The organism is Paenibacillus sp. FSL P4-0338 (assembly GCF_038002365.1).
GTDB lineage: Bacteria > Bacillota > Bacilli > Paenibacillales > Paenibacillaceae > Paenibacillus_AQ.
In genome coordinates this window covers 2,050,970-2,071,600 of record NZ_JBBOCG010000002.1, presented here as the reverse complement: position 1 = coordinate 2,071,600, position 20,631 = coordinate 2,050,970, and the positions used below count along the sequence as shown (strand labels likewise).

General features: G+C 55.9%; 18 protein-coding genes, 2 pseudogenes and 1 riboswitch. Of the genes and pseudogenes, 3 read left to right on the top strand and 17 right to left on the bottom strand.

From position 1 onward, the window contains the following. Nucleotides 1–11 precede the first annotated feature (11 nt). From cbiE to MKZ07_RS32950, 10 genes and pseudogenes are all read right to left on the bottom strand, one after another. Nucleotides 12–1,238 (bottom strand): precorrin-6y C5,15-methyltransferase (decarboxylating) subunit CbiE, encoded by a 1,227-nt coding sequence (gene cbiE / locus MKZ07_RS32990; protein ID WP_341029709.1) that lies wholly within the window; start codon nucleotides 1,236–1,238, stop codon nucleotides 12–14. Then, nucleotides 1,231–2,346 carry a cobalt-precorrin-5B (C(1))-methyltransferase gene (locus tag MKZ07_RS32985; RefSeq protein WP_036696853.1) on the bottom strand — a complete coding sequence of 372 codons (1,116 nt, stop codon included), beginning with the start codon at nucleotides 2,344–2,346 and terminating at the stop codon, nucleotides 1,231–1,233. The genes cbiE and MKZ07_RS32985 overlap by 8 nt, the downstream gene beginning before the upstream one ends. Before the next feature lie 1,011 nt (nucleotides 2,347–3,357). After that, the gene (locus MKZ07_RS32980) at nucleotides 3,358–4,023 is read right to left on the bottom strand and encodes a precorrin-8X methylmutase (RefSeq protein ID WP_341029706.1); all 666 of its coding nucleotides are present in this window, start codon (nucleotides 4,021–4,023) and stop codon (nucleotides 3,358–3,360) included. Nucleotides 4,024–4,025: 2 nt separating this feature from the next. Beyond that, entirely contained in the window at nucleotides 4,026–4,820 is a 795-nt protein-coding gene (gene cobK / locus MKZ07_RS32975; RefSeq protein WP_341029705.1) for a precorrin-6A reductase, read from the bottom strand. Continuing rightward, a pseudogene (locus MKZ07_RS33705) lies at nucleotides 4,817–5,995 on the bottom strand (sirohydrochlorin chelatase); the annotation flags it as partial. The pseudogene MKZ07_RS33705 and the gene cobK, both read right to left, overlap by 4 nt. Nucleotides 5,996–6,079: 84 nt before the next feature. Continuing rightward, nucleotides 6,080–7,759: pseudogene (cobJ, locus tag MKZ07_RS33700) on the bottom strand (precorrin-3B C(17)-methyltransferase); the annotation flags it as partial. Between the two features lie 14 nt (nucleotides 7,760–7,773). After that, nucleotides 7,774–8,634, bottom strand: coding sequence for an energy-coupling factor ABC transporter ATP-binding protein (locus MKZ07_RS32965; protein WP_036696777.1), 861 nt, complete (start codon nucleotides 8,632–8,634; stop codon nucleotides 7,774–7,776). 12 nt (nucleotides 8,635–8,646) lie between these two features. Then, nucleotides 8,647–9,435 (bottom strand): cobalt ECF transporter T component CbiQ, encoded by a 789-nt coding sequence (cbiQ, locus tag MKZ07_RS32960; protein ID WP_036696774.1) that lies wholly within the window; start codon nucleotides 9,433–9,435, stop codon nucleotides 8,647–8,649. Then, nucleotides 9,432–9,725, bottom strand: coding sequence for an energy-coupling factor ABC transporter substrate-binding protein (locus MKZ07_RS32955; protein ID WP_341029700.1), 294 nt, complete (start codon nucleotides 9,723–9,725; stop codon nucleotides 9,432–9,434). The genes cbiQ and MKZ07_RS32955 overlap by 4 nt, the downstream gene beginning before the upstream one ends. Beyond that, nucleotides 9,725–10,489, bottom strand: coding sequence for an energy-coupling factor ABC transporter permease (locus MKZ07_RS32950; RefSeq protein WP_076158892.1), 765 nt, complete (start codon nucleotides 10,487–10,489; stop codon nucleotides 9,725–9,727). The genes MKZ07_RS32955 and MKZ07_RS32950 overlap by 1 nt, the downstream gene beginning before the upstream one ends. A gap of 285 nt (nucleotides 10,490–10,774) precedes the next feature. Next, nucleotides 10,775–10,968, bottom strand: a riboswitch (cobalamin riboswitch). 139 nt (nucleotides 10,969–11,107) lie between these two features. On the opposite strand from MKZ07_RS32950, the gene MKZ07_RS32945 reads away from it, so the two are divergent. Next, complete coding sequence (locus tag MKZ07_RS32945; protein ID WP_076158887.1) at nucleotides 11,108–12,040, top strand: ArsR/SmtB family transcription factor; 933 nt, start codon at nucleotides 11,108–11,110, stop codon at nucleotides 12,038–12,040. A 696-nt stretch (nucleotides 12,041–12,736) separates the two neighbouring features. On the opposite strand, the gene MKZ07_RS32940 is transcribed toward MKZ07_RS32945, so the two are convergent. Then, complete coding sequence (locus tag MKZ07_RS32940) at nucleotides 12,737–13,018, bottom strand: DUF6171 family protein (protein ID WP_341029697.1); 282 nt, start codon at nucleotides 13,016–13,018, stop codon at nucleotides 12,737–12,739. Nucleotides 13,019–13,028: 10 nt separating this feature from the next. Then, the gene (locus tag MKZ07_RS32935) at nucleotides 13,029–14,522 is read right to left on the bottom strand and encodes an alpha-N-arabinofuranosidase (protein ID WP_341029696.1); all 1,494 of its coding nucleotides are present in this window, start codon (nucleotides 14,520–14,522) and stop codon (nucleotides 13,029–13,031) included. Between the two features lie 185 nt (nucleotides 14,523–14,707). Between MKZ07_RS32935 and MKZ07_RS32930 the strand changes: the two genes are divergently transcribed. After that, the gene (locus MKZ07_RS32930) at nucleotides 14,708–15,124 is read left to right on the top strand and encodes a peptide deformylase (protein WP_341029693.1); all 417 of its coding nucleotides are present in this window, start codon (nucleotides 14,708–14,710) and stop codon (nucleotides 15,122–15,124) included. Then, nucleotides 15,121–16,098 (top strand): SAM-dependent methyltransferase, encoded by a 978-nt coding sequence (locus MKZ07_RS32925; protein ID WP_076158873.1) that lies wholly within the window; start codon nucleotides 15,121–15,123, stop codon nucleotides 16,096–16,098. Before MKZ07_RS32930 ends, MKZ07_RS32925 begins: the two co-directional genes overlap by 4 nt. Before the next feature lie 77 nt (nucleotides 16,099–16,175). Here MKZ07_RS32925 and MKZ07_RS32920 read toward each other — a convergent pair whose 3' ends face one another. The 5 genes from MKZ07_RS32920 to MKZ07_RS32900 form a co-directional block, all read right to left on the bottom strand. Continuing rightward, a complete protein-coding gene (locus MKZ07_RS32920) occupies nucleotides 16,176–17,117 on the bottom strand; it encodes a 5'-3' exonuclease (RefSeq protein ID WP_051493734.1) in 942 nt (313 codons plus the stop codon). 28 nt (nucleotides 17,118–17,145) lie between these two features. After that, nucleotides 17,146–17,511 carry an arsenate reductase family protein gene (locus MKZ07_RS32915; protein ID WP_076158868.1) on the bottom strand — a complete coding sequence of 122 codons (366 nt, stop codon included), beginning with the start codon at nucleotides 17,509–17,511 and terminating at the stop codon, nucleotides 17,146–17,148. Nucleotides 17,512–17,993: 482 nt separating this feature from the next. Beyond that, a complete protein-coding gene (locus MKZ07_RS32910; RefSeq protein ID WP_341029686.1) occupies nucleotides 17,994–18,992 on the bottom strand; it encodes an RluA family pseudouridine synthase in 999 nt (332 codons plus the stop codon). After that, the gene (locus tag MKZ07_RS32905; protein WP_036696754.1) at nucleotides 18,989–19,555 is read right to left on the bottom strand and encodes a cob(I)yrinic acid a,c-diamide adenosyltransferase; all 567 of its coding nucleotides are present in this window, start codon (nucleotides 19,553–19,555) and stop codon (nucleotides 18,989–18,991) included. The genes MKZ07_RS32910 and MKZ07_RS32905 overlap by 4 nt, the downstream gene beginning before the upstream one ends. Nucleotides 19,556–19,695: 140 nt before the next feature. Continuing rightward, nucleotides 19,696–20,475: a class I SAM-dependent methyltransferase gene (locus MKZ07_RS32900; RefSeq protein WP_341029684.1), complete on the bottom strand. Its 780-nt coding sequence runs from the start codon at nucleotides 20,473–20,475 to the stop codon at nucleotides 19,696–19,698. Nucleotides 20,476–20,631: the final 156 nt, after the last annotated feature.

Sequence of the window (20,631 nt, the reverse complement as noted above, 5' to 3'; positions counted from 1 at the left end):
TAGTCTGATGATTAATGAAGCCTCCGGCCGCTAACCACATAGACGGGATTCATTCCGTCGAACCGGGTCATGCCGAGAATCGGCTTGCCGCGCGACGCCTGAAGCATCGTGACCTCGCAGGCCAGTCCTGCGGCCTTGAGCGCCTCCATGCTGCCATGCAGTGTCTCCACCGTAATCGCCCCAACCACAATCCGGCCCTCCGGGCGCAGTCTGGCGGCGCTGTGCCCGATAATGTTCGCCAGCTCCCCGCCGCTGCCGCCGATGAAGACGGCATCGGGGTCAGGCAGAGCGGCTAGGCCCTGCGGTGCCTTCTCCTGAATGATTTCGAAATCCGCCCGGAACTTCAGACGGTTCGCTGCCATATTCGGCAGGTTCTCGGCACTTTTCTCCAGAGCGTAGACCTTCCCGAGTCTGGCGATCCGCGCACATTCCGCAGCCACCGCACCCGAGCCGGAGCCGATATCCCACACAACTGCATCCTCGGACAGGTTCAGCTCCGACAGCACCAGAGCGCGGACCTCGCGCTTCGTAATCAGACCTTTCTCAGGCTTACGCTGCCGGAACTCCTCGTCCGGATAAGCGAATCCGCGCCGCATAGGAATGGAGACCTCCTGCTTACGGCGCAGGATCACAACATTAAGCGCCGCGAACTCCCTTGTCTCCATCTCCTCCAGCGTCCAGAACCGGCACAGCTCCTCTGCGCCGCCAAGCCGCTCGCAGACAAATGCCTCATATTCCATCATACCGAACTCACGCAAATAAGCGGCGATGACCGCAGGAGTGTTGTTCTCGTCTGTCAGCAGGGCGATTTTGTGCTTGCCGTCGATACGCTGGGCCAGTCCCTGAATGGAACGCCCGTGCAGACTGATCAGCTCAGCATCCTGCCAGCTGTCACCCAGCCGCGCAAACGCAAGCTGCACACTGCTATAATGGGGGATCACCTCCACATGCTCCGGCCCGAACCTGCGGACAAGATATCCGGCAATCCCAAAAAAGAACGGGTCCCCCGAGGCCAGCACCACCGTCCGCCGCTCACGCCACACCTCCTCCAGCTTGTCTGTAAAAGGCTTGAGCCCGCCTTGCAGCACGATTTTCTCCCCTCTGTACCTGCCAAAAAAATTCAATTGCCGCTCGCCGCCCAGCAGCACCTCGCTGTTGTTCACTATACCTAAGCTATCCGGTGTCAGGCCGCCGGCGCCATCCTCACCGATCCCGATCACGTAAATCAGGTTATCCATGAATCTCCGCCCTTCCCAGCACCCGGCCCTTCATTGTAATAAGCACCATTTCTACAATCATGCCTCCGTTCATATGCGCCAGACTCTGTTCACAGGCATGCCTGCACAGCTGCTCGAAAAAAATGTTATTCCCCGCCTCAGTCATCATATCCACGACCTGTGAGGCTGTGTTCGCGGCAGCAATCTCCTGCACCTGTTCCGGGGACGCTCCCGCACGGCCTGCAACAGAGGCCAGAAATCCGAAATCGACAGGCGCGTTCTTAGAGTGAATCAGCATGGCCCCCTGAGCCACCTTAGAGAATTTGCCGGCCATTCCGACGAAGGTAACCTTCTGAAGCCCGTAAGCCTTCGCGTGCTCCAGCGAGAAGCCTACATATTCCCCCATCTGAATAAAAGCTTCCTCTGGAAGCTCCGCAAACATCGCGATGGCGTATTTCTCGCTGCTGCCGCCTGTGGTCAGCACAATCTGCCGGTTCCCCGCTGCAGACGCCACCGAGATGGCCTGAACCACGCTTGCCTTATAGGCCTCGGTGGAGAATGGGGTCACCACGCCCCGCGTGCCCAGGATCGAAATGCCGCCCAGAATACCCAACCGGGGATTCAGCGTCTTCAGGGCAATGTTCTCGCCTTCCGGCACGCTGATGACTACCCTCACCCCCCGCGCTGTACCATGCTCCTCTAGTACGGCGGTTACCGCCTCCTGAATCATCCTCCGCGGTACCGGGTTAATCGCCGCCTCTCCTACACCAATCGGCAGACCTGGCTTCGTCACCCGGCCGACACCACGGCCCCCGTCAATCTCCACGCCCGGCTCATCCCGCCAGCTCACCGCTGCCTCGATCCACGCCAGATGTGTCGCATCCGGGTCGTCTCCGGCATCCTTGACCGTGGCACAGCTTGCCGTGTGTGATCCTGTACGCTGCCAGCCAGTCAGCTCAAAGGTATGACGGAAACCAGCTGGCAAATCGATCTCTACCGCAGGCAGGCTCTCCCCTGTAATGAGCAGGGTTGCCGCACCTGCGGCTGCCGCTGCGGCACAGGCCCCTGTCGTGTAGCCCCTGCGCAGCGGGGGAGCGGGCGTTGCCTGTGCGGATTCGGGGTCGGGCAATCCTGGACTGGACGCATGTGCGAACACTTCAGCTGCCTGATCAAATCCGGGCAATCCGGGTTCGATAGCCTGCTGTACCTGTCCAGCCATCTGCCTGATCTCGGGGCCGGCTGCGTGGTCCAACCGTTCAGCCGCCTGTGCGGATTCGGGGCTGCCTACTTGCTCCAACCGCTCAGCTACCTGATCGAATTCAGTTCCGGCTACGTGCTCTACCTGCCCCGACCCTGCTTCCCCGCTTCTTTGGCTCCGGTTCTGACTAACGGCTTGACCGGGTAATTCCTTGGTCATGGCAATCCCTCTTTGCTGATAGTCTAAGAATATATCCTCACAAACTGAACAAACTGAACAATCTACATCGCTGAAGCCCATCCTCTGAGCGTTCGCCCATGGCAGGTAACCAGTCTTACTCTCTATATAACCTGATTATACTGCTGTTTCTAAGCAGATCAGGAGACTTACATACAAATATTTCTAGTTTCCCTGGCTCCACTGCACTTTGTACATTAGAATTTGACGAGGGAGGTACTGTGGAGCCCTTATCCACAAATCAAGTGTATGAACAACAACAGAACCAGATTTCTACTATAAAATCACGAATTCTGTTGTACAGAATACAATTAGTGAGCTCACACGCTACTGCAATCCCCAGATTAAGCACATTAACCCGGTCATCGGTGAGAACGCCAGCCACAAATTTCAACTAACATACTATTAGAACTAAGGAAGTAAATAATTTGAGATAGTTGTATTCTGTACATTTAAAACCCGCAAAAAGGAAGGAATTCCTCTTCTAGCTGTAATCTGTACAACTATATCTGCCGAAATGAGGGAAAACACGGATTATAGATTAGTTTAATTGCACGTTTTACAGCTAAATGGATATTCACTCGTGCATCAGAGCATTTAGTTGTACAGAGTGCGATTAAGCATACCACTTAACGCTTACACCTTAATCGGGGTATGACAACTCACAGCCCTACGCTCCAAGCATCTGCATGCTTCTCTAATCCGCTAACCCAGCTCGCCCGCCGCCCGGCGGACTGCCAGCAGACTTAGTGCGTTCACTGCGGCGACCACGATCGTACTGCCGCCTTTGCGGCCGATATTGGTGATGTAGGGAATATCCAGCTTGCGCAGCTCATCCTTGGATTCCGCCGCCGAGACGAAGCCAACGGGCATGCCGATGACGAGGCCAGGCTGGGCTTCGCCTGCTTTTACCAGACGGATTAGCTCCAGCAAGGCAGTGGGCGCGTTGCCGATAACATAGATTCCCCCCGGTGCCTGGGCGCAGGCCTTGCGCGTTGCGATGATCGCCCTTGTGGTTCCCAGCGCCTTCGCCTCGTCCACCACATCAGGATCAGAAATATGTACCCGGACCTCGCCGCCATACCGCTGAATCCGCTCCTTGGCAATTCCCGCCTCCACCATCCGCACATCCGCTATAATCGGCTTGCCCTGCAGCATGGCGTGAATTCCCGCCTCAATCGCCCCGGGATGAAATACCAGACTGCGTCCCAGCTCAAAATCAGCCGAAGCATGAATAATCCGCTGTACAATCGGGTACTCCAGGCTACTGAAGGAATGTTCCCCCAACTCCTCCGTAATCATCTGAAAGCTTAGGCCCTCTATCTCCTGCGGCTGTACGGTCACCGGCTTGAACTCTGTCCCAAAATCCACATTCATCCCTCTTCCCTTGTCATTAGCAGCGCAGCCTTCACAGCAGCCGTAATCTCGTCAAAAGAATCAAACACCGTTCCGCCATCCCCAAACGACAGCCCCGGCCGCATAATCAGAATCACATATAACCCCATATCCAGCGCGGCATACAGCTTCTCATCCACCGAGCCCTCAGCTCCGCTCTCCTTGGTAATCATCACCCGGGTACCATACTGCCGGTATAAGGCCTCATTCAGCTCTCTGCTAAAAGGGCCCTGAAGCGCAATAATATTCCGCTGCTCGATCCCAAGAGTCAGACATTTCTCCAGATTCTCCAGACAAGGCAGCAGCCTTACGGTCAGCCGGATCTCCGGATCTCCCAGCAGCTCTTCTGCAAAAATCTCCAGCGTTTTGCCGCCGGTAGTCAGCATCACTGAGCCCTTCAGCTCCTTCGCCTTGCGCGAAGCCTCTTGATAAGAATGCACAAGCAGCAGCCGGGGATGGCTGTTATAGATAAGGCTCTGCCGCTCGTAGCGGAAGTAAGGCAATCCCAGCGCAGCAGCAGCTTCCATTGCATTAGCATGGGCCTCCAGCGCAAAAGGATGGCTGCCGTCCACCACGGCACGGTACCCGCCCGCTTGCAGCAAAGAGATCATCGCCGCGCGGTCCAGTCTGCCGACGCGGGTGCGGATGCCTGCGGCCTCCAGGCGTTCTGCCCCGCTGGGCGTCACCACGCTGGCCTGCAGCGGCAGGCCTTGGCGCGTAAGACTCTGGGCCAGCTCCCGGGCATCACTGGTGCCGCATAACATGAAGATCATCGCGGCTGGCGAAGCGCCAGGTCGTCTGCCGGAGCCGCCGCCTCCGTTACATCATGCCGCCCATGCTGCCCATGCTCATGATTACCATCCTGTCCATGACAGCGATGCCCGTGCGCGTGATGCGTGTGCCCATGTTCACCATACCCGTCATGCGCACACTCGTGATGTCCATGCCCATGATCACCATGCCCGCAATGCCCATGTTTCCCGTGGCAGTGGTGCCCGTGCTCCTCATCTCCATGCTCATGGTGCCCGTGTCCATGCCCCTCATGACTGTGATGCCCATGCCCATGATGCACATGCCCATGCTCCCCGTGCCCCTCCTCACCATGATGGTGGTGAAGGTGGTGATGCAGAGAGGCTGCATCGCGGTATTTGCAGTTATCGCAATTGCTGAAGGCACGGCCTTCCAGCGTCTCCCCGATCCGCTCTGTCAGCATATCCACCAGCAGCGGATGTGCGCCCAGTGTGCCGCCGATCTCCACTTCAAGCCCGGGATGCCCGGCTGCGAATTGCGCGACTCTCTCAGCGAACTGCTGCATGAGCACTCCGGTGAACAGCAGGTACGGGAGAACAATAATTTTGCGCGCACCCAGCGCCAGGCAGCGCTCAAGCCCGTCCTGCAGCGACGGCTTGGCGATGGCAATGAAGCAGCTTTCCACGCTGCGGTAGCCTGTTTTCTCCCAGAGCAGCCGGCTTATTTTATACAGATCGCTGTTAGCATCCGGGTCACTGCCCCCGCGTCCCATCAACAGCACGATGGTGTCCTTATCCTCTATCTTGGATACACCGTTCTCGCGCAGCTCCAGGTCCATTCTGCCAGCCGCCTTCTCCTGCGACAATGGAAGTCGTTCTGCTTCCTGAATCCGCTCCAGCAGAATATCGACGGCACGGTCCTGCACCCCCAGCGGGCGGCCGTAGATGAACTTCACCCCGGGATATCTCTGCTTAGCTTCATCAATAGCCATTGGAATATCGAGTTTGGAATGTCCTGCCGCGAACAAAATAATCGGCACAACGTAAATCTCCGCCGCACCACCCTCGATACATCTGGCAATGCCGCCAGCAATGGAAGGCGAGGCCAGCTCGATGAAGCAGGTCTCGACCTTCAGCTCCGGCTTACGAGCCGCGAGCAGGCGGGTGAATTCCAGCAACTCCTCATTTCCCGCTTGAACCCGGCTCCCGTGTCCCACCAGTAATACCGTTCTCATCGTCTGCACTCCTTCTATGTTGTTATTGTCCGATGTAGTGGCTGCACTCCCTGTAATGCTGTCCATCCGTTCCCGGAACGCATGATACCGCTCCTGCTCCCGGCCATGAGTCCTATATTCCTCTACTGCCGCAGCTACAGCGGCTACCGCTTCCTCTTCATCCATCCCTTCACGCACCAAAATCCCTGCATGGGCGCCCCGGCCGGACTTCTTGCCGCCAAGATACAGCTCATAGCTGCCGCGCAACATTACCAGGCCGATGTCATCCAGCACAGCGGAGCTGCAAGCCATCCCGCAGCCGGCTACACTGATGTGCAGCTCTCTGGGCACAGCCATTCCATGCAGCAGGGTGTGTAGCCGGACAGCAGCACTTAACGCTCCGCTTCTGCGCAGCTCACAGAATCCGCAGGTCTTCACCTTCACGTAATCTCCAGGCGTACTTACATTCAGTCCGGCCTCCAGCAGCCTTGCTCCTGCCTCTGTTTCTTCACTCCGGCTGCCGCGCAGCAGGAAATACCCGTCCTTCGTATAGACCAATTGCCCATCGCTGCCTGCAAGCTCAGCCAGCAGCTTCATCTGATCGCCGCTGAAGCTGCGGCTGCCGGCTGCGGGAGTAATCTCCAGCTCGAAGGAGGAATCGGCCGATGCCTTCAGGCGATCGGTCAAGCTACGCAGCCGCTCCACCTGCGGAGCAGCAGCCAGGCTCTGCGCAGCCGCCTCTTCCGCCAGCCCTGATCCCGCTTCGCCACAGGCTGCCGCCCGTTCTATCCGGACTGTCCCTGCAGCCGGATCAGCCGCTGCTCCTTCCAACCGCAAAGGCCCCCCTTCCGTCCCTGCAGCGGCCCCTTTATTCACCACGGCTCCGGCCATCCCCTCTGCCTGCCCGGACTCCGCCGCAGCCAGCGACCACGGCTCGGCGGCTGTGCGCAGCCGCTCGTGCGGCTCCAGCGTCTGCGTCTGTGCCCCGAGACTGTACTTGCGTTCATATCCGCGCGGCGTAATCATAAGGTCCTCATAGACAACGGTAGCAGAGTTGCCGACCACCACGGTTGAGAGCATGCCGATCTCATGCTCCAGCATATCCTGCAGTGTCGTTACGACCGTCTGCTGGCGGTCACGGTAGGCACTTTTGACAATGCCTACCGGTGTAGCCGGATCACGGTAGCGCAGCAGAATATTGCGTGCTTCTTCAATCTGGCGCGTCCGTCTGCCGCTGCGCGGATTATAGAACGCAATGACAAAATCCGCTGCCCCCGCCGCTTCCACACGCGCAGCTATGCTCTCCCAGGGCGTAAGATGATCGCTCAGGCTGATCGTGCAGGAGTCATGCATAATCGGGGCCCCAAGCAGCGAAGAGCAGGACTGGATCGCCGAGATTCCCGGAATTACCTCCACCGGCACCCCCTCTGAGCGGCTCCAGCCGCGTTCAATCAGCACCTCGTAGACCAGCCCGGCCATTCCGTAAACACCGGCATCGCCGCTGGAGATTACCGCAATGGTCTGCCCGGCTTCTGCTCTGCGGACAGCCTCCTGGGCCCGGCTGACCTCTTCAGTCATCCCCGTGCCGACAATCTCCTGATGCCGCAGCAGCGGCCGGATCAGATCTACATAAGTGGTATAGCCAATGACCGCCTCACTCTCATCCAGCGCAGCCAGTGCGCGGCCGGTAATATGCTCCAGCGCTCCGGGGCCGAAGCCGATAATCAGCAATTTTCCTTGTTTGTTCATTCCTCTTCCCCCGTTCATGAATAGCTGTGGTCAAGCGCAAGCAGCTTATGCAGTTTCAATTTGAATTCATCGGCGGTGCGGGGAGCGCTCTGACCTGCGGTCAGGCGATCAGGCAGGCTGAACCATAAGTCAGCCAGCAGCGGCAGTCCCAGCCCGATGGACAATAGCTCCTCCCGTCCCGCAAAAATCTCCTCCGGTGTCCCCGCCGCCCTGCATCTTCCATGCTCCAGCACAATAATCCAGTCCGCCCAGCGGTAAGCCAGGTTCATGTCATGCGTAGCCATAACTACGGTTGTCCCTTTATCATGTATGGCTTCAAGGCCCTTCAGCATCTGCGTTTCCGATAACGGGTCCAGATACGAGGTCGGCTCATCCAATAGAATTAGCTCAGGCTCCATAGCCAGTACACCGGCGAGTGCCGTGCGTTTTTTCTGGCCCAGGCTAAGCTGATGAATCGGTTTATCACCCAGATCAGTCAGATTCAGCAGCTCCATGACCTCCCGGCAGCGCGCAGCAATAGCCGGTTCAGCCATTCCGCTGCCGCGCAGCCCAAACGACACATCCTCCAGCGGTGTGCTGAGGATCAGCTGCTGCTCAGGGTCCTGGAAGACCAGGCCCACCTTCCGCCGCAGAGCGGCCAGCTCTTTTTTGGAGTAGGATAACGCCTTCCCTCCTTGCACAACCGTACCCTGCTGCGGGCGCAGAATGCCAACGGCATGCAGGAACAACGTCGATTTGCCCGAACCGTTATGACCGATTATTGCCGTCTTGCTGCCTGCGGGGATGGAGAACGTCAGTTCATGCAGCGCAGGCTCCTTCGTATCCGGGTAACGGAAGACCACTCCGTCACAACTCAGACTATATTCCTGATCCATGACCGGCTCCTTTCATGTGTTAGTGATAAAGTACGTCTCAGCCAGCAACAGTAGCGCAATACCGGTATAAGCCTGGATTGTATAGCGCCTCGGCACAGGACGCGCCGTATAAGGCGGGATAATAATCTCGTCTGTGAATCCGCGGGCCAGCAGCCCCTGCGATAATCCGTAATACCGGTGCATCGTGTTGCCGAACAGCGCTCCTGCCATGGCCGCAGTCTCCCGCAGTCTGGCCTTGTAGCCCCGCCGGCCTCCGCGCAGCCTGCGGGCCAGCAGCAGACCATGCGCTGCATCACTCAGCAGGAATAAGAAGCGGTACATAATCAGCATCAGCTCCAGGACAATCTGCGGCATCCGCAGCCTGCGCAGCACCTGCAAAAGCTCACTAAACGGAGTAGTGAACATCAGGAAAAAGAAACAGCTCATGCAAGCAGAGATTCTGGCCAGCAGCTCTCCTGCCCGCTGAAGCCCGGCCGCTGTAACATATACCGGCAGGTTCAGTCCCGGAAATGAGAATATCCCTGCCTCTCCCGATGCCGGGTGCCCGAATTCCACGAGCAGTGCCGGTACGCTAAGCGCATAGAACAGCAGCGCTGTGCCGAACAGCATGCCATAAGCACGGAAGGGAATACGGGCCTGTAATACACACCAGGACATCATCCATAGGGTGATTGCAGCCTGTAGTACCGGATGTACCGTGTAAGAGAGCAGGAACATCAGGGCTGCGAACGAGCTTTTCCACATCGGGGATAACTGGCGCAGAGCATTATTGTAGGAGAGAACGTCAATCCGCCGGATCACTTGCTGCTATGCTGCTTCGTCCCGCCCTGCTTGCCCTTGAGCAGCCCCAAGGTATAACCGATCACACCTGCACCAATCGCTGCCTGCAATGCGAACAACATACTCTCCGTCTCCCCCGGCAGCTCAATCAGCGGCTTGAACCACGGCTTATAGTCAGGGTTAATCTCGGTAATCACACCTTCAGCCGCATCATCAGCCCCTCCGAATTCCCCATTAACCAGCAGCAGCGGCAGAATGACCAGCAGAATAACAACCAGCAGCATCAATCCATTTTTCCATCTATTGCTCATTAGGCTCTTCCTCCGTTCACCTTGCGTTTCAGAAGCGACAATTCATTCGGGCTATACGATTTCAGCCAGTTCCACAGCAGTACCGTCAACAGCCCTTCACTGATGGCCAGCGGGATTTGCGTCACGGCAAAAATCCCCCCGAATTTGAGAAAAGAAGCCAGAACGCCGCCATCCGCCGCCGGAAAAGCCACCGCCAGTTGAAAGGAAGTCACTACATACGTACTCAGATCAGCCATCGCAGCCGCACAGAATAAGGCCAGCTTCTCGCGGTCCGGCATTTTCATCATCAGCTTATACACTGCATATCCGGCAAAAGGACCCGCCACCGCCATCGAGAACGCATTGGCTCCAAGCGTAGTGATCCCGCCGTGCGCCAGCAGCAGCGCCTGAAACAGCAGGACAATCGAGCCGATTACGCTCATGGGCAGCGGCCCCAGCATTACCGCACCCAGTCCGGTACCGGTGGGGTGGGAGCTGCTTCCGGTCACGGAAGGCATTTTGAGCGCAGACAGGACGAAGGTAAACGCCCCGGCCAGACCCAGCAGCAGCTTCAGCTCCGGGTTCTCCCGGGTCATGGCTCTCAGCTTGAAGATTCCCAGGACAAAGAACGGGATAAACGCCGCCCACCAGAAGACCGCCCAGCCAACCGGCAGGAATCCTTCCATAATGTGCATCGCGCGGGCCGTCCCCGGTTCGTTCAGCATAAAGTACACCGTAAATCCGGCAACCAGTGCCGCAAAGCTCCACCCTCTGTGTTTTTTCATTTGTCACCCTCCATGTTTGTTGATTTCCCATTTAAGATCATAAAGCCAAAAAAACCCACCCTAAAGGGTGGGAGTGTATGTACGCAGGCAAGTTCGATAGAGCACGCAGCCAGGAGCTAAGCGAAACAAGGTGCTTCTCATCGTCCCATCACTAGGGGCCGTATCCTTGTATCCAGCAGCTATAAACCGGGGGGCCTCTCTACACTCAAGATTCCTCCGGTCCATCAGGGCAGAACGCCTCTTCTCATTAACCTATCCGTACACCGCTCCTATCCGCGTAGAGTCGTGGTGTGCGTCGACAAGGTAGGTCTCCTGGCTTGGAATACAGGCGCCGCAGGCTTCGTCTTCCCCGGGGCTTCCCGAGTGACCTCATGAAGTGCAGCTCTTCCATACAGTGGCGGGACCGCTCGGGAGTTGCACCCGATTCCCTGTTATCCCTTGCCGCATCCGGCAAGAGCACCTTGTTTCATTGCTAATTCATCTCACATCATAGCGGACTCGGCCTAGCGTGTCTGTGATATAAATTGGAAAAGCTGGCCTGCAGCCAATCATGGCTTGTAGAAATTTTATTTGAGTAATATAATTATTAACTATATAACCTGAACGTGGAGGCATCCGATGAAACTTGATCTAACTGAACAATCCCTGCCAGTGTACGAGGCCCTGTCCAGTACCGTGCGCCTGCATATGCTGCGGCTGCTGTCCGATAAACCCATGAACGTGAAGGAACTGGCCGCAGCCCTCAAGCTAAGCAGTGCGATTATGACCATGCATGTGCGCAAGCTCGAAGCCGCCGGGCTGATCCGCAGCCACATGGCTCCCGGCAAAAGCGGACTGCAAAAGATTTGTACACTGGCCGCAGACGGGGCAGAGATTGTGTTTCCGGGACAAGCCCGGACTCCGCGCAGAGGGTACCGCAAGGACATCCCGGTGGGGCATTACTCCGACTTCCAGATCGAGCCTACCTGCGGACTGTCTACGACGGAGAGGGTCATCGGGCACTTTGACGATCCCCGTTATTTCTGGGACCAGGAGCGGGTGAACGCCGGGATTCTCTGGTTCGGCAAGGGGTTCGTCGAGTATAAAATCCCGAATTTCCTGCTGTCCAGCCAGCAGCCGGAGGAGCTTGCCATCACGATGGAGATTGCCTCCGAAGCCCCGTCGATTAACAACAACTGGCCGTCGGATATTACCTTCACGCTGAACGGACAATCGCTCGGCTTCTGGACCAGTCCCGGTGACTACGGAGATAATCCGGGAAAATACACACCGGCCTGGTGGCCCGCACTAACCAACCAATACGGCCTGCTCAAGCAGCTGCGGATTACGCAGACGGGTACCTACATGGACGGGCAAAAGCTGTCGGAGGTCACCCTCGATCAGGTAGGCATCCGCAACAAACAATGGACCTTCCGGCTCTCCGTCGAGGAGGATGCCGAGCACATCGGCGGTCTCACCCTGTTCGGCAAGGGCTTCGGCAATTACAACGAGGATCTGGTGTTTGAGTTGTTTTATACGGATGGTGTGGCAGATTTGCCGGGTTCTTTGTAAAGGCCTGCTTAGCAGGTAGGTAGGTAGGGGGAGATTGATTGATTAGTTAGACTAATTAGGTTAGTTTTCGTTTCAGCTACTTTTGGAGCCAAAACTCCTCACTACTGCTTAACGCCCACTTCCACGGATTTAGGGGTACTAATGTCTCTCATTTCCGCCCAAAGCCCACTTTCGACCAATTCAGGGGTACTAATGCCCCTCATTTCCGCCCAAAGCCCACTTTCGACCAATTCAGGGGTACTAATGCCCCTCATTTCCGCTCATCGCCCACTTTCAACCGATTCAGGGGCACTAATGCCCCTCATTTCCGCTCATCGCCCACTTTCGGCCGATTCAGGGGCACTAATGCCCCTCCCAACATCCATCCAGCCAGCTTCCCGCCGCATTAGAGGGATTTATCCCTCTCATTTCCTCATCCACCCCACTTTCTACCGTATCAGTGGGATTTATCCCTCTCATTCCCTCATCCAGCCCACTTCCCGCCGTACCAATTGGATTTTCCCCCTTTACTTTGCCAACTTCGCCTCCTCTAACACTTCCATGTCCCTTTCCCCTCACCTCCATAACGCAAAAAAGCCCCTCCAACCGCAGCATTGTGCAGGTTGGAGGAGCTTTTGGTGATCGATCCGGCTCTTATGGCAAGGGCGGCTTCTAGCCTATCTGTTTAGCATGGCCTCTTGCGCCAGGCGTGAGCCGTCATTCCGCCACCGCCACCGGCTGCCACTTTCCGCCGCCCGGCAGCGGACAGCTGCGGGCCTTCAGCCGGGCCACGACAGGAATGATGCACCCGCAGGCAGTACAGGTTACGCCATCCTGCAGCTTCGGGCAGGTCCCGCAGATCGCCAGCCGCTCGGCATAGACCTCATCGGAAGCCGAATTGTCAGGATTGAACATGGAGGAGGCCAGAATGCGGGCAATCTGCGCTTCCGTGACCTTGTACTCCTCACGGCATCCCTTGCAGGTTGAAGTGGTCGTCATCCTGCGTTCCTTATGCCTTCGGAGTAATTTCCAGAACGGTTACCGACATTGGCGGCAGTTCTACAGTCAGCGTATCCCCTTCAAGCTTGAAGGCGCTGAATGTCTGTGGTGTCACAGCTTCCGGCTGCTCAAAGCTATTGTGGGCATCGATGGAAGCTCCGGCCAGCGTAGTTCCGCTTACGGATGCTTGTCCAGCCAATCCGCGCAGTTCCAGCGGCAGGGTTGCCGATGCTGCATGATTCAGGTTACACAGGCTGACATGGATTACGCCTTCTGCGGTTACAGAAGCGGAAGCCGATACTTCAGGAATCTCTACTCCCTCATAGCTGTATACCGGGCTGTCCACAGTCAGCTCCAGCAATTCTGCATCCTGATGCACTTTGTACATGTTGAATACATGGTAGGTTGGGGTCAGGAGCATTTTCTCGCCTTCGGTCAGAATAACGGCCTGCAGTACATTCACTGTCTGGGCAATGTTCGCCATCCGTACACGGTCACTGTGCTTGTGGAAAATATTCAGCGTCAAGCCGGCCACCAGCGCATCACGGATCGTGTTCTGCTGGTAGAGGAAGCCCGGGTTCGTACCCGGCTCAACATCATACCAGGTGCCCCATTCGTCAACGATCAGGCCGACTCTTTTCTCAGGATCGTATTTGTCCATGATAGCGATATGGCGGGTAACCAGCTCATCCATGAACAGTGCCTTCTTCAATGTTGTGAAGTATTCGTCTGTTCCGAAGCCTGTAGCCGCGCCCTTATGATTCCAGTCCGAAGTAGGCAGGGTGTAGTAGTGCAGGGTAAGCGAATCCATGAAGCGGGTAGCTTCACGCATCAGTACTTCCGTCCAGTTATAGTCATCCGCATTCGCCCCGCAGGCGATCCGGTGGATCTTGTTGTCTCCATAGTTGCGCACATACGTCTGATATTGACGGTACAGGTCAGCATAGAATTCAGGACGCATGTTACCGCCGCAGCCCCAGTTCTCGTTGCCCACACCAAAATACTTAACGCTCCAGGCATCTTCCTGGCCGTTCTTCTGACGCAGCTCAGCCATTGGCGAGACTCCGTTGAAGGTCAAATACTCAACCCACTCGGACATCTCTTGAACAGTTCCGCTACCTACGTTACCGTTGATGTACGGCTCGCAGCCCAGCATCTCGCAGAGGAGCATGAATTCATGCGTACCGAAATGGTTGTTCTCTACCGCGCCGCCCCAGTGTGTGTTGATCATCCGCTTACGCTCTTCGCTCGGGCCGATACCGTCCTTCCAGTGGTATTCATCAGCGAAGCAGCCGCCCGGCCAGCGCAGTACCGGAATTTTCATTTCCTTAAGCGCTTCCACTACGTCGTTGCGGATACCCTTGGTGTTCGGAATAGGGGAATCTTCGCCTACCCAGATGCCTTCATAGATACAGCGTCCCAGATGCTCAGCGAAATGTCCGTAGATGTTGCGGTCAATTTTACCTTTGCGGATGTCGGTGTTCAGTACAATGCGTTCTGCCATGGGAAGTTAACGCTCCTCTTTAGGTTAATATATTTGTTAATCATTTAACACTTATATTAACATTATAATCAAGCTTCCTCCGGTTCGTCAATCTTTATCTTAAGCAGAACTTCCCGCACTCCCGCATTTCACTTCCCCGCCAAAAATGATATTATGGACACACAAATACAGCACAATTGGAGAGTATGATGATTAGACCTATCAGTAAAGATATATCGCTTCTTAGCCAGAAATCTGCTCCGGCCACGGAAAAGGATCTGCCCGTGTTAATGGATCTTGTGGAGACCCTGAACGCCAACTCCGACCGGTGCGTCGGCATGGCTGCGGACATGATTGGCGTCAACAAACGCATCATTGCCATCCGCGTGGAGCAGCAATTAACCCTTTCGATGATCAATCCGGTGATCGTTAAGCGCACCCGTCCTTATGACACTGAGGAAGGCTGCCTCTCGCTCGAAGGCGTACGCCCGGCGAAACGGTACGACTACATTGAGGTAGAGTACCTCGATTATAATTTCAAGAAGCACCGGGATAGCTTTACCGGATTTACGGCGCAGGTTATTCAGCATGAGGTGGATCACTGCGAGGGTATTGTGATTTGAGCCGGGACGTAAGAGCGCTAACCTTCAGCAAGACGGCCGCCGAGCAAATACTGAGGAATGAGACTGATACCCGCACGCTTTTGTCAGAATATCCGGAGTACAAAGAAGAAGTGCTGCTTGAGATCAATGCCTTATCAAGCCAAAAACGCGCCAACCTGATCCATAATTTGCTCGCCAGCTATACAAGCAGCGCCAAAATAGCGAAGAGCAAAATTGTCAAAAGCGGCTTTAATCAAACCACCATTAACGCTTTTCTTCCTAATATTATTAAAGCCCGGTTTGCCATTTATCTGATCGAGCAGCTGCAATTAGCGGTGTCCGCCGAATCAGCCTCGGGGCCTGTCCGGTTCAATCTCTGGGACGGTTATATTCTGCAGAAGCTCCTGTTCAAGGAAAAGCTTGTCCGGAAGCCCGTATCGCTCCCTCTGTTCCGGATATGCTGGAAGCTGATTATCCGCCCCAAAATGCTGATGCCGCTTGTCAATAAACAAGGAATCTATTGCTTCTATTCCCGTTCGTTAATCAAGCACTTATCCGCTCTGATCGGAGACAAGGCGTGCCTGGAGATCGGTGCAGGTGACGGTACCTTGACGAGATTCCTTAACGATAACGGCACAGCCTGCCGGGCAACTGATGACTATAGCTGGGCGCATTATATCACCTACCCCGATTTTGTGGAACAAGCCGATGCCAAAGCTGCACTGAGCAAATACGCTCCTAAGGTGGTGCTTTGTTCTTGGCCGGTGCCCGGCAACCCGTATGAGAAGCATGTTTTTAATACGGAATCTGTAGAGTTGTACATTGTAATCGGTACAAGAGACCCGGCGATCACCGGTGATTTCGATGCGTATGATAAGGCTAAGCATTTCAGCATGGAGCTGAATGAGGAATTATCCCGCCTGCTTGTGCCGCCATCTGAGGATAATGCGGTCTATCTCTTCACACGCAAACAAGACAGTACACGCTCACGATAGGTGAGTAGCTACTGTCTTGTTTGGTTTGCTGTCTTGTTTGGTTTGCTGTCTTGTTTGGTTTGCTGTCTATTCCGGCTTCAGCCCAGATCCCCCAGCTCAATCTGTACGATTCCCCGGTCATCCCGTTCCTCGGCGATCCCGCCGATCAGATGCATCAAGCTGCCGAACTCCAGCTCATTGAACTTGCGTGCGGCGTTATCCCGCTGCAGCTCCCACAGACATTCGGCCAGCTCGCATACTATCGGCACATCGCAGCGGATTTCCGCCAGTTCCCGTGAGAGATGCAGCATGTCGAGGTCCGCTTCAATCTTAGCCCGCACGCCCTTGGGCAGCAGATGCAGGTTCTCGATGACCCCTTCCACAGTGCCGTATTCCGTCAGCAGCTTGGTGGCGGTCTTCTCGCCTATGCCCTTCACACCGGGATAATTATCGCTGGTGTCGCCCATGAAGCCCTTCAGGTCGATCACCTGCGCAGGGGTGAGGCCCCGTTCTTCCAGCAATTCCGCTGGATCGTACACCTTATAGTTGGAGCGGCCTTTTTTCATAATCACGACCTTGACGCTGTCATTCACCAGTTGCAGCATGTCGTGGTCCCCCGTAAGAATGTAGACCTCCGACTCCCCGCTGTAGCATGAAGCCAGTGTGCCGATGCAGTCATCTGCCTCATAACCAACCAGACCGATATTCGGCACGCCCAGCTCAGCCACCACTTCCTTAACCAGATCAAACTGCGGGATCAGCTCCAGCGGCGCGTCAATACGGTTCGATTTGTAGCCTTCGTACTTCTCCGAGCGGAACGTGCCCTTGCCCATATCCCAGCAGCAGACCACATGTGAAGGCTCAAACGTACTCACCGCGTCGAAAAAATACTGCAAAAATCCATACACCGCATTCGTCGGCAGCCCGGCGCGGGTCTTGCGGATATATCCACCATAAGAGGTAGCATAAAAAGCGCGGAACAGCAGAGCCATTCCATCGACAATCATGACCCGGCCCTTGATTTCTGTTGCTGTGCTCATGTGTAACCTCTCCTTGTATTCCTTAATTTTAGGCGTTGCTCCAAGCTTCGGCGTACTGGTCTTCCTTGTAGCCTACGGTAACTTTCTTGCCGTCAGTAACTACTGGACGCTTAATCAGCATCCCATGTGCGGACAGCAGCGCAAGCTGCTCGTCTTCGCTTAAGTCTGCAAGCTTGTCCTTCAGGCCAAGCTCCCGGTAGACTTCACCACTCGTATTAAAAAACTTCTTCAGCGGCAGCCCGCTGTGCTTCACCAGCACACGCAGCTCCTCCACGGTTGGCGGCTGCTCTGCGATATGCTGCAGCTCCAGCTCATGCCCCGCTTCCTTCAGCCAGTTCACTGCGCTGCGGCAGGTGCTGCATTTCGGATATTGGTACACCTTCAAGTTACTCATCGGCTTCTCCTTCTATCATAAAGTGCAGCAGTAATGCTAGTCCTAAAGATCGTCACTGCTGCTTATATTGTTGGGGTCGTCTGCATAGCAGCGGCTTTTACCCGGCCGGCATTACGCCCGACCTCACGGCCAACCTCAATAGGTGGAAATTGTACAACTCTTCCTTCCAAATCCGCATCGCGAGAGGAAATAGTTGGATTTCAGGCACTTAATTCAGAATAAATCGTTACTTTGCGGAGTATGGGGCAATTTTAGTTGTACTTTTTCCACTTGCTTGCCGCAGAGCCTTCATATAGCTGCAAAATATGTGCAGCCTGGCACTTATTTGCCTGTTGGTGTACTCCAATGGTGGCAGAAAGGTTACTCTATGAGCGGTTGGCGCATATAAAAGGCAGCATACTGCTTAGCATCTTCCTCCGATTGTAGCCAAGCTACATGCTGTTGCAACGGGAAGCTGAGTCCCGGATAGGTCCGGCGCTTACTTACCGTGCCGACTGCCGCAGCTTCTCCTGCAGCAGCGCCATATCCGGCGGCAGCGGAGCCTCGAAGACCAGCTCGGCATGCGTCACCGGATGCCGGAACGCCAGCCGCACCGCGTGCAGCGCCTGGCGCGGAATGGCCGCGTCCAGCTCCGCGATCTGCGCGAGCCGGGCGACGTCGCCCGGCGACAACGCCTCCGTCCGGCCGCCAGCCGCCTGCCCATACAGCGGGTGACGGTACATCCCGTCACCGATCAGCGGGCAGCCGACCGATCCCATATGCACCCGGATCTGGTGGGTGCGCCCGCTCTCCAGCTTCAGCTCGACGCGTGAAGCTGCACTGCCATAGACCTCCTTGACCTCATACCGGGTCAAGGAGGGATAACCGTCCGGCGTCACAATCCGCCGGTGCGGCTCCAGCGGATCGCGGTCGATCGGACCGTCGATATCGCCGCTGGGCAGAGCAGGCACACCGTGAACGAACGCGGTATACCGCTTGTCCACCGTGCCGGCAATCATCTGCTCGGAGATGTGCTGGTGGCTGTACGGATTCTTGGCAATCACCAGCACCCCGGAGGTCTCCTGGTCCAGCCGGTGTACAGGGCGGAAGCGGACCCGCTCGCCCTTCTCTGCCCAGTAATGTACCACTCCGTTCGCCAGGGTCTCGGTATAATGACCGTGGGTCGGATGGACAATCATTCCTGCGGCTTTGCTTACCACAAGCAGATGCCCGTCCTCATACAGAATCTCGAAGGGAATCGGCTGCGGCATAATATCCTCTGACGTCTCTTCCTCCATCCGGATCTGGACCTCATCCCCGCTGCTCACCTTGACGCTGATATAGACACGCTCTCCGTTCAGGGTAATGCCGAGGTCTGTCATTTTGAGCCGGGAGAGCAGCTTGCGGGAGACATCCATCCGCTTTTGCAGAATGGTTTTGAGCAGCCAGCCGTCCTCGGACGGCGGCACTATATAGGAGATGGGCGGATAATAGCTGGTCATTTGTTCCGGAACACCTTTTTGCTGCGCAGATATTCTACTTCAGCAATCTCCAGCCGGGTGTTGGCAGCACGGGCCAGAGCGAAGAAATAGTCGGACAGCCGGTTCAGATAGATTACCGCCTCAGGGTTAATCTCCGCACTGCGGCCCAGCGTCACTGCCCGGCGCTCGGCCCGGCGGCAGACCGTCCGGCAGACATGCAGCACCGAGGACAGCTGGCTTCCGCCGGGCAGAATGAAGCGCTCCAGCACCGGATTCTCGGCCTGAAGCGCATCGATCCAGCCTTCCAGACGCGTGGCCATCTCGCTTTTTACTTTGTAGCGGTTCTCACTCAGCTTCACGAACGCCAGATCCGATCCGCAGTCAAACAGCTCATGCTGAATCTCCAGCAGCTGCTCGCGGACATCTAGAAACCGCTCGTCTTCCATCAGGCTCCGTGCCTGGCCAACGAAGCAGTTCAGCTCGTCAATGGTGCCGTAAGCCTCGACGCGGACATCGTCCTTGCCTACCCGGCCGCCAATAACTGAGGTCTCGCCCTTATCCCCCGTACGCGTATAAATCGCCATGGTACTTCCCTCCTAAGTTGCAAATCACATAGTCATAGTGTAATCGTTCTTAGGTAGGGTGGCAAACAAAGATCAACTTTTCCGCCATGTAAATAACTCCCTTAAGAGGAAGCCTTAATTATCCTTCTATTCAACCTGCCTCATGGCTTACGAAAAGTAATGCAATACATCAGGCCCTTGCACACTTCCTTGTAAGCTACTTCCAACATCTCCGGCGGGATCAGCCCAAGCATCTCCGGCATGTCCGCTCCCTCTGCAAAATACCCCTTAACCACCGGCACCTTCCCGTACGTTCCGTTCACCAGCTTCTGCGTCTCGTCGGCAATCATCAGTCTTGTGCCCGGCCTCGCCACCCGGATCATCTCCAGTACCGCAGCACGCGGATCGCTGAAAACATTAATTCCGCCTACATGGTAGACGCAGTCAAAGCTGTTGTCCTGAAAAGGCAATCTCTCTGCGTTACCCTGGAACAAATGTGCCTCCAGCTTCCACCGCCGCAGATTACGCACCGCCTGCTTCAGCATTCCGCTGGAAATATCCAGCCCGTACAGCTCGGCCTTCACGTTCTCAGTCTTCATGTTAAGATACGGGAAGTTATCGCCGCTGCCCACCGAGGTCTCCAGCACACGCTGGCCGCCGCGCAGCTCAAGCGAAGACAGGAACTGCTCTCTATAGCTGCGTTCTCCGCCGAACTTCAGCACGAAGTAGAACTTATTGGACAGCCGGTAGAAGCGGGCAATCCGGTTGTATAGTTCCAGGTACTTCCGGTTATTACCTGCGGCATCCGCTTCCTCCATAAAAGCAAAATACCCTTGTCTCCACGGATATTGCCGTCCATTCACCGGATTGACCGCTCCCATACCCTCCAGCTTAAGCTCTTCATATGTATTCGGGTCCCTCAGCAGCTGATCATGCAGCATGAATATTCCCTCTTTCCTGACATCGTACAGTTCCAGCCCGTACTCTGTGATGTTCGTGAATATTCATTATATGCCTACAGCTGAAAGCGGACATCAGGCCAGGGTCTGCCGCCGTCTCCGTCTCTAGTCTTAACCCGAAGACTCAGAATTTGCGAC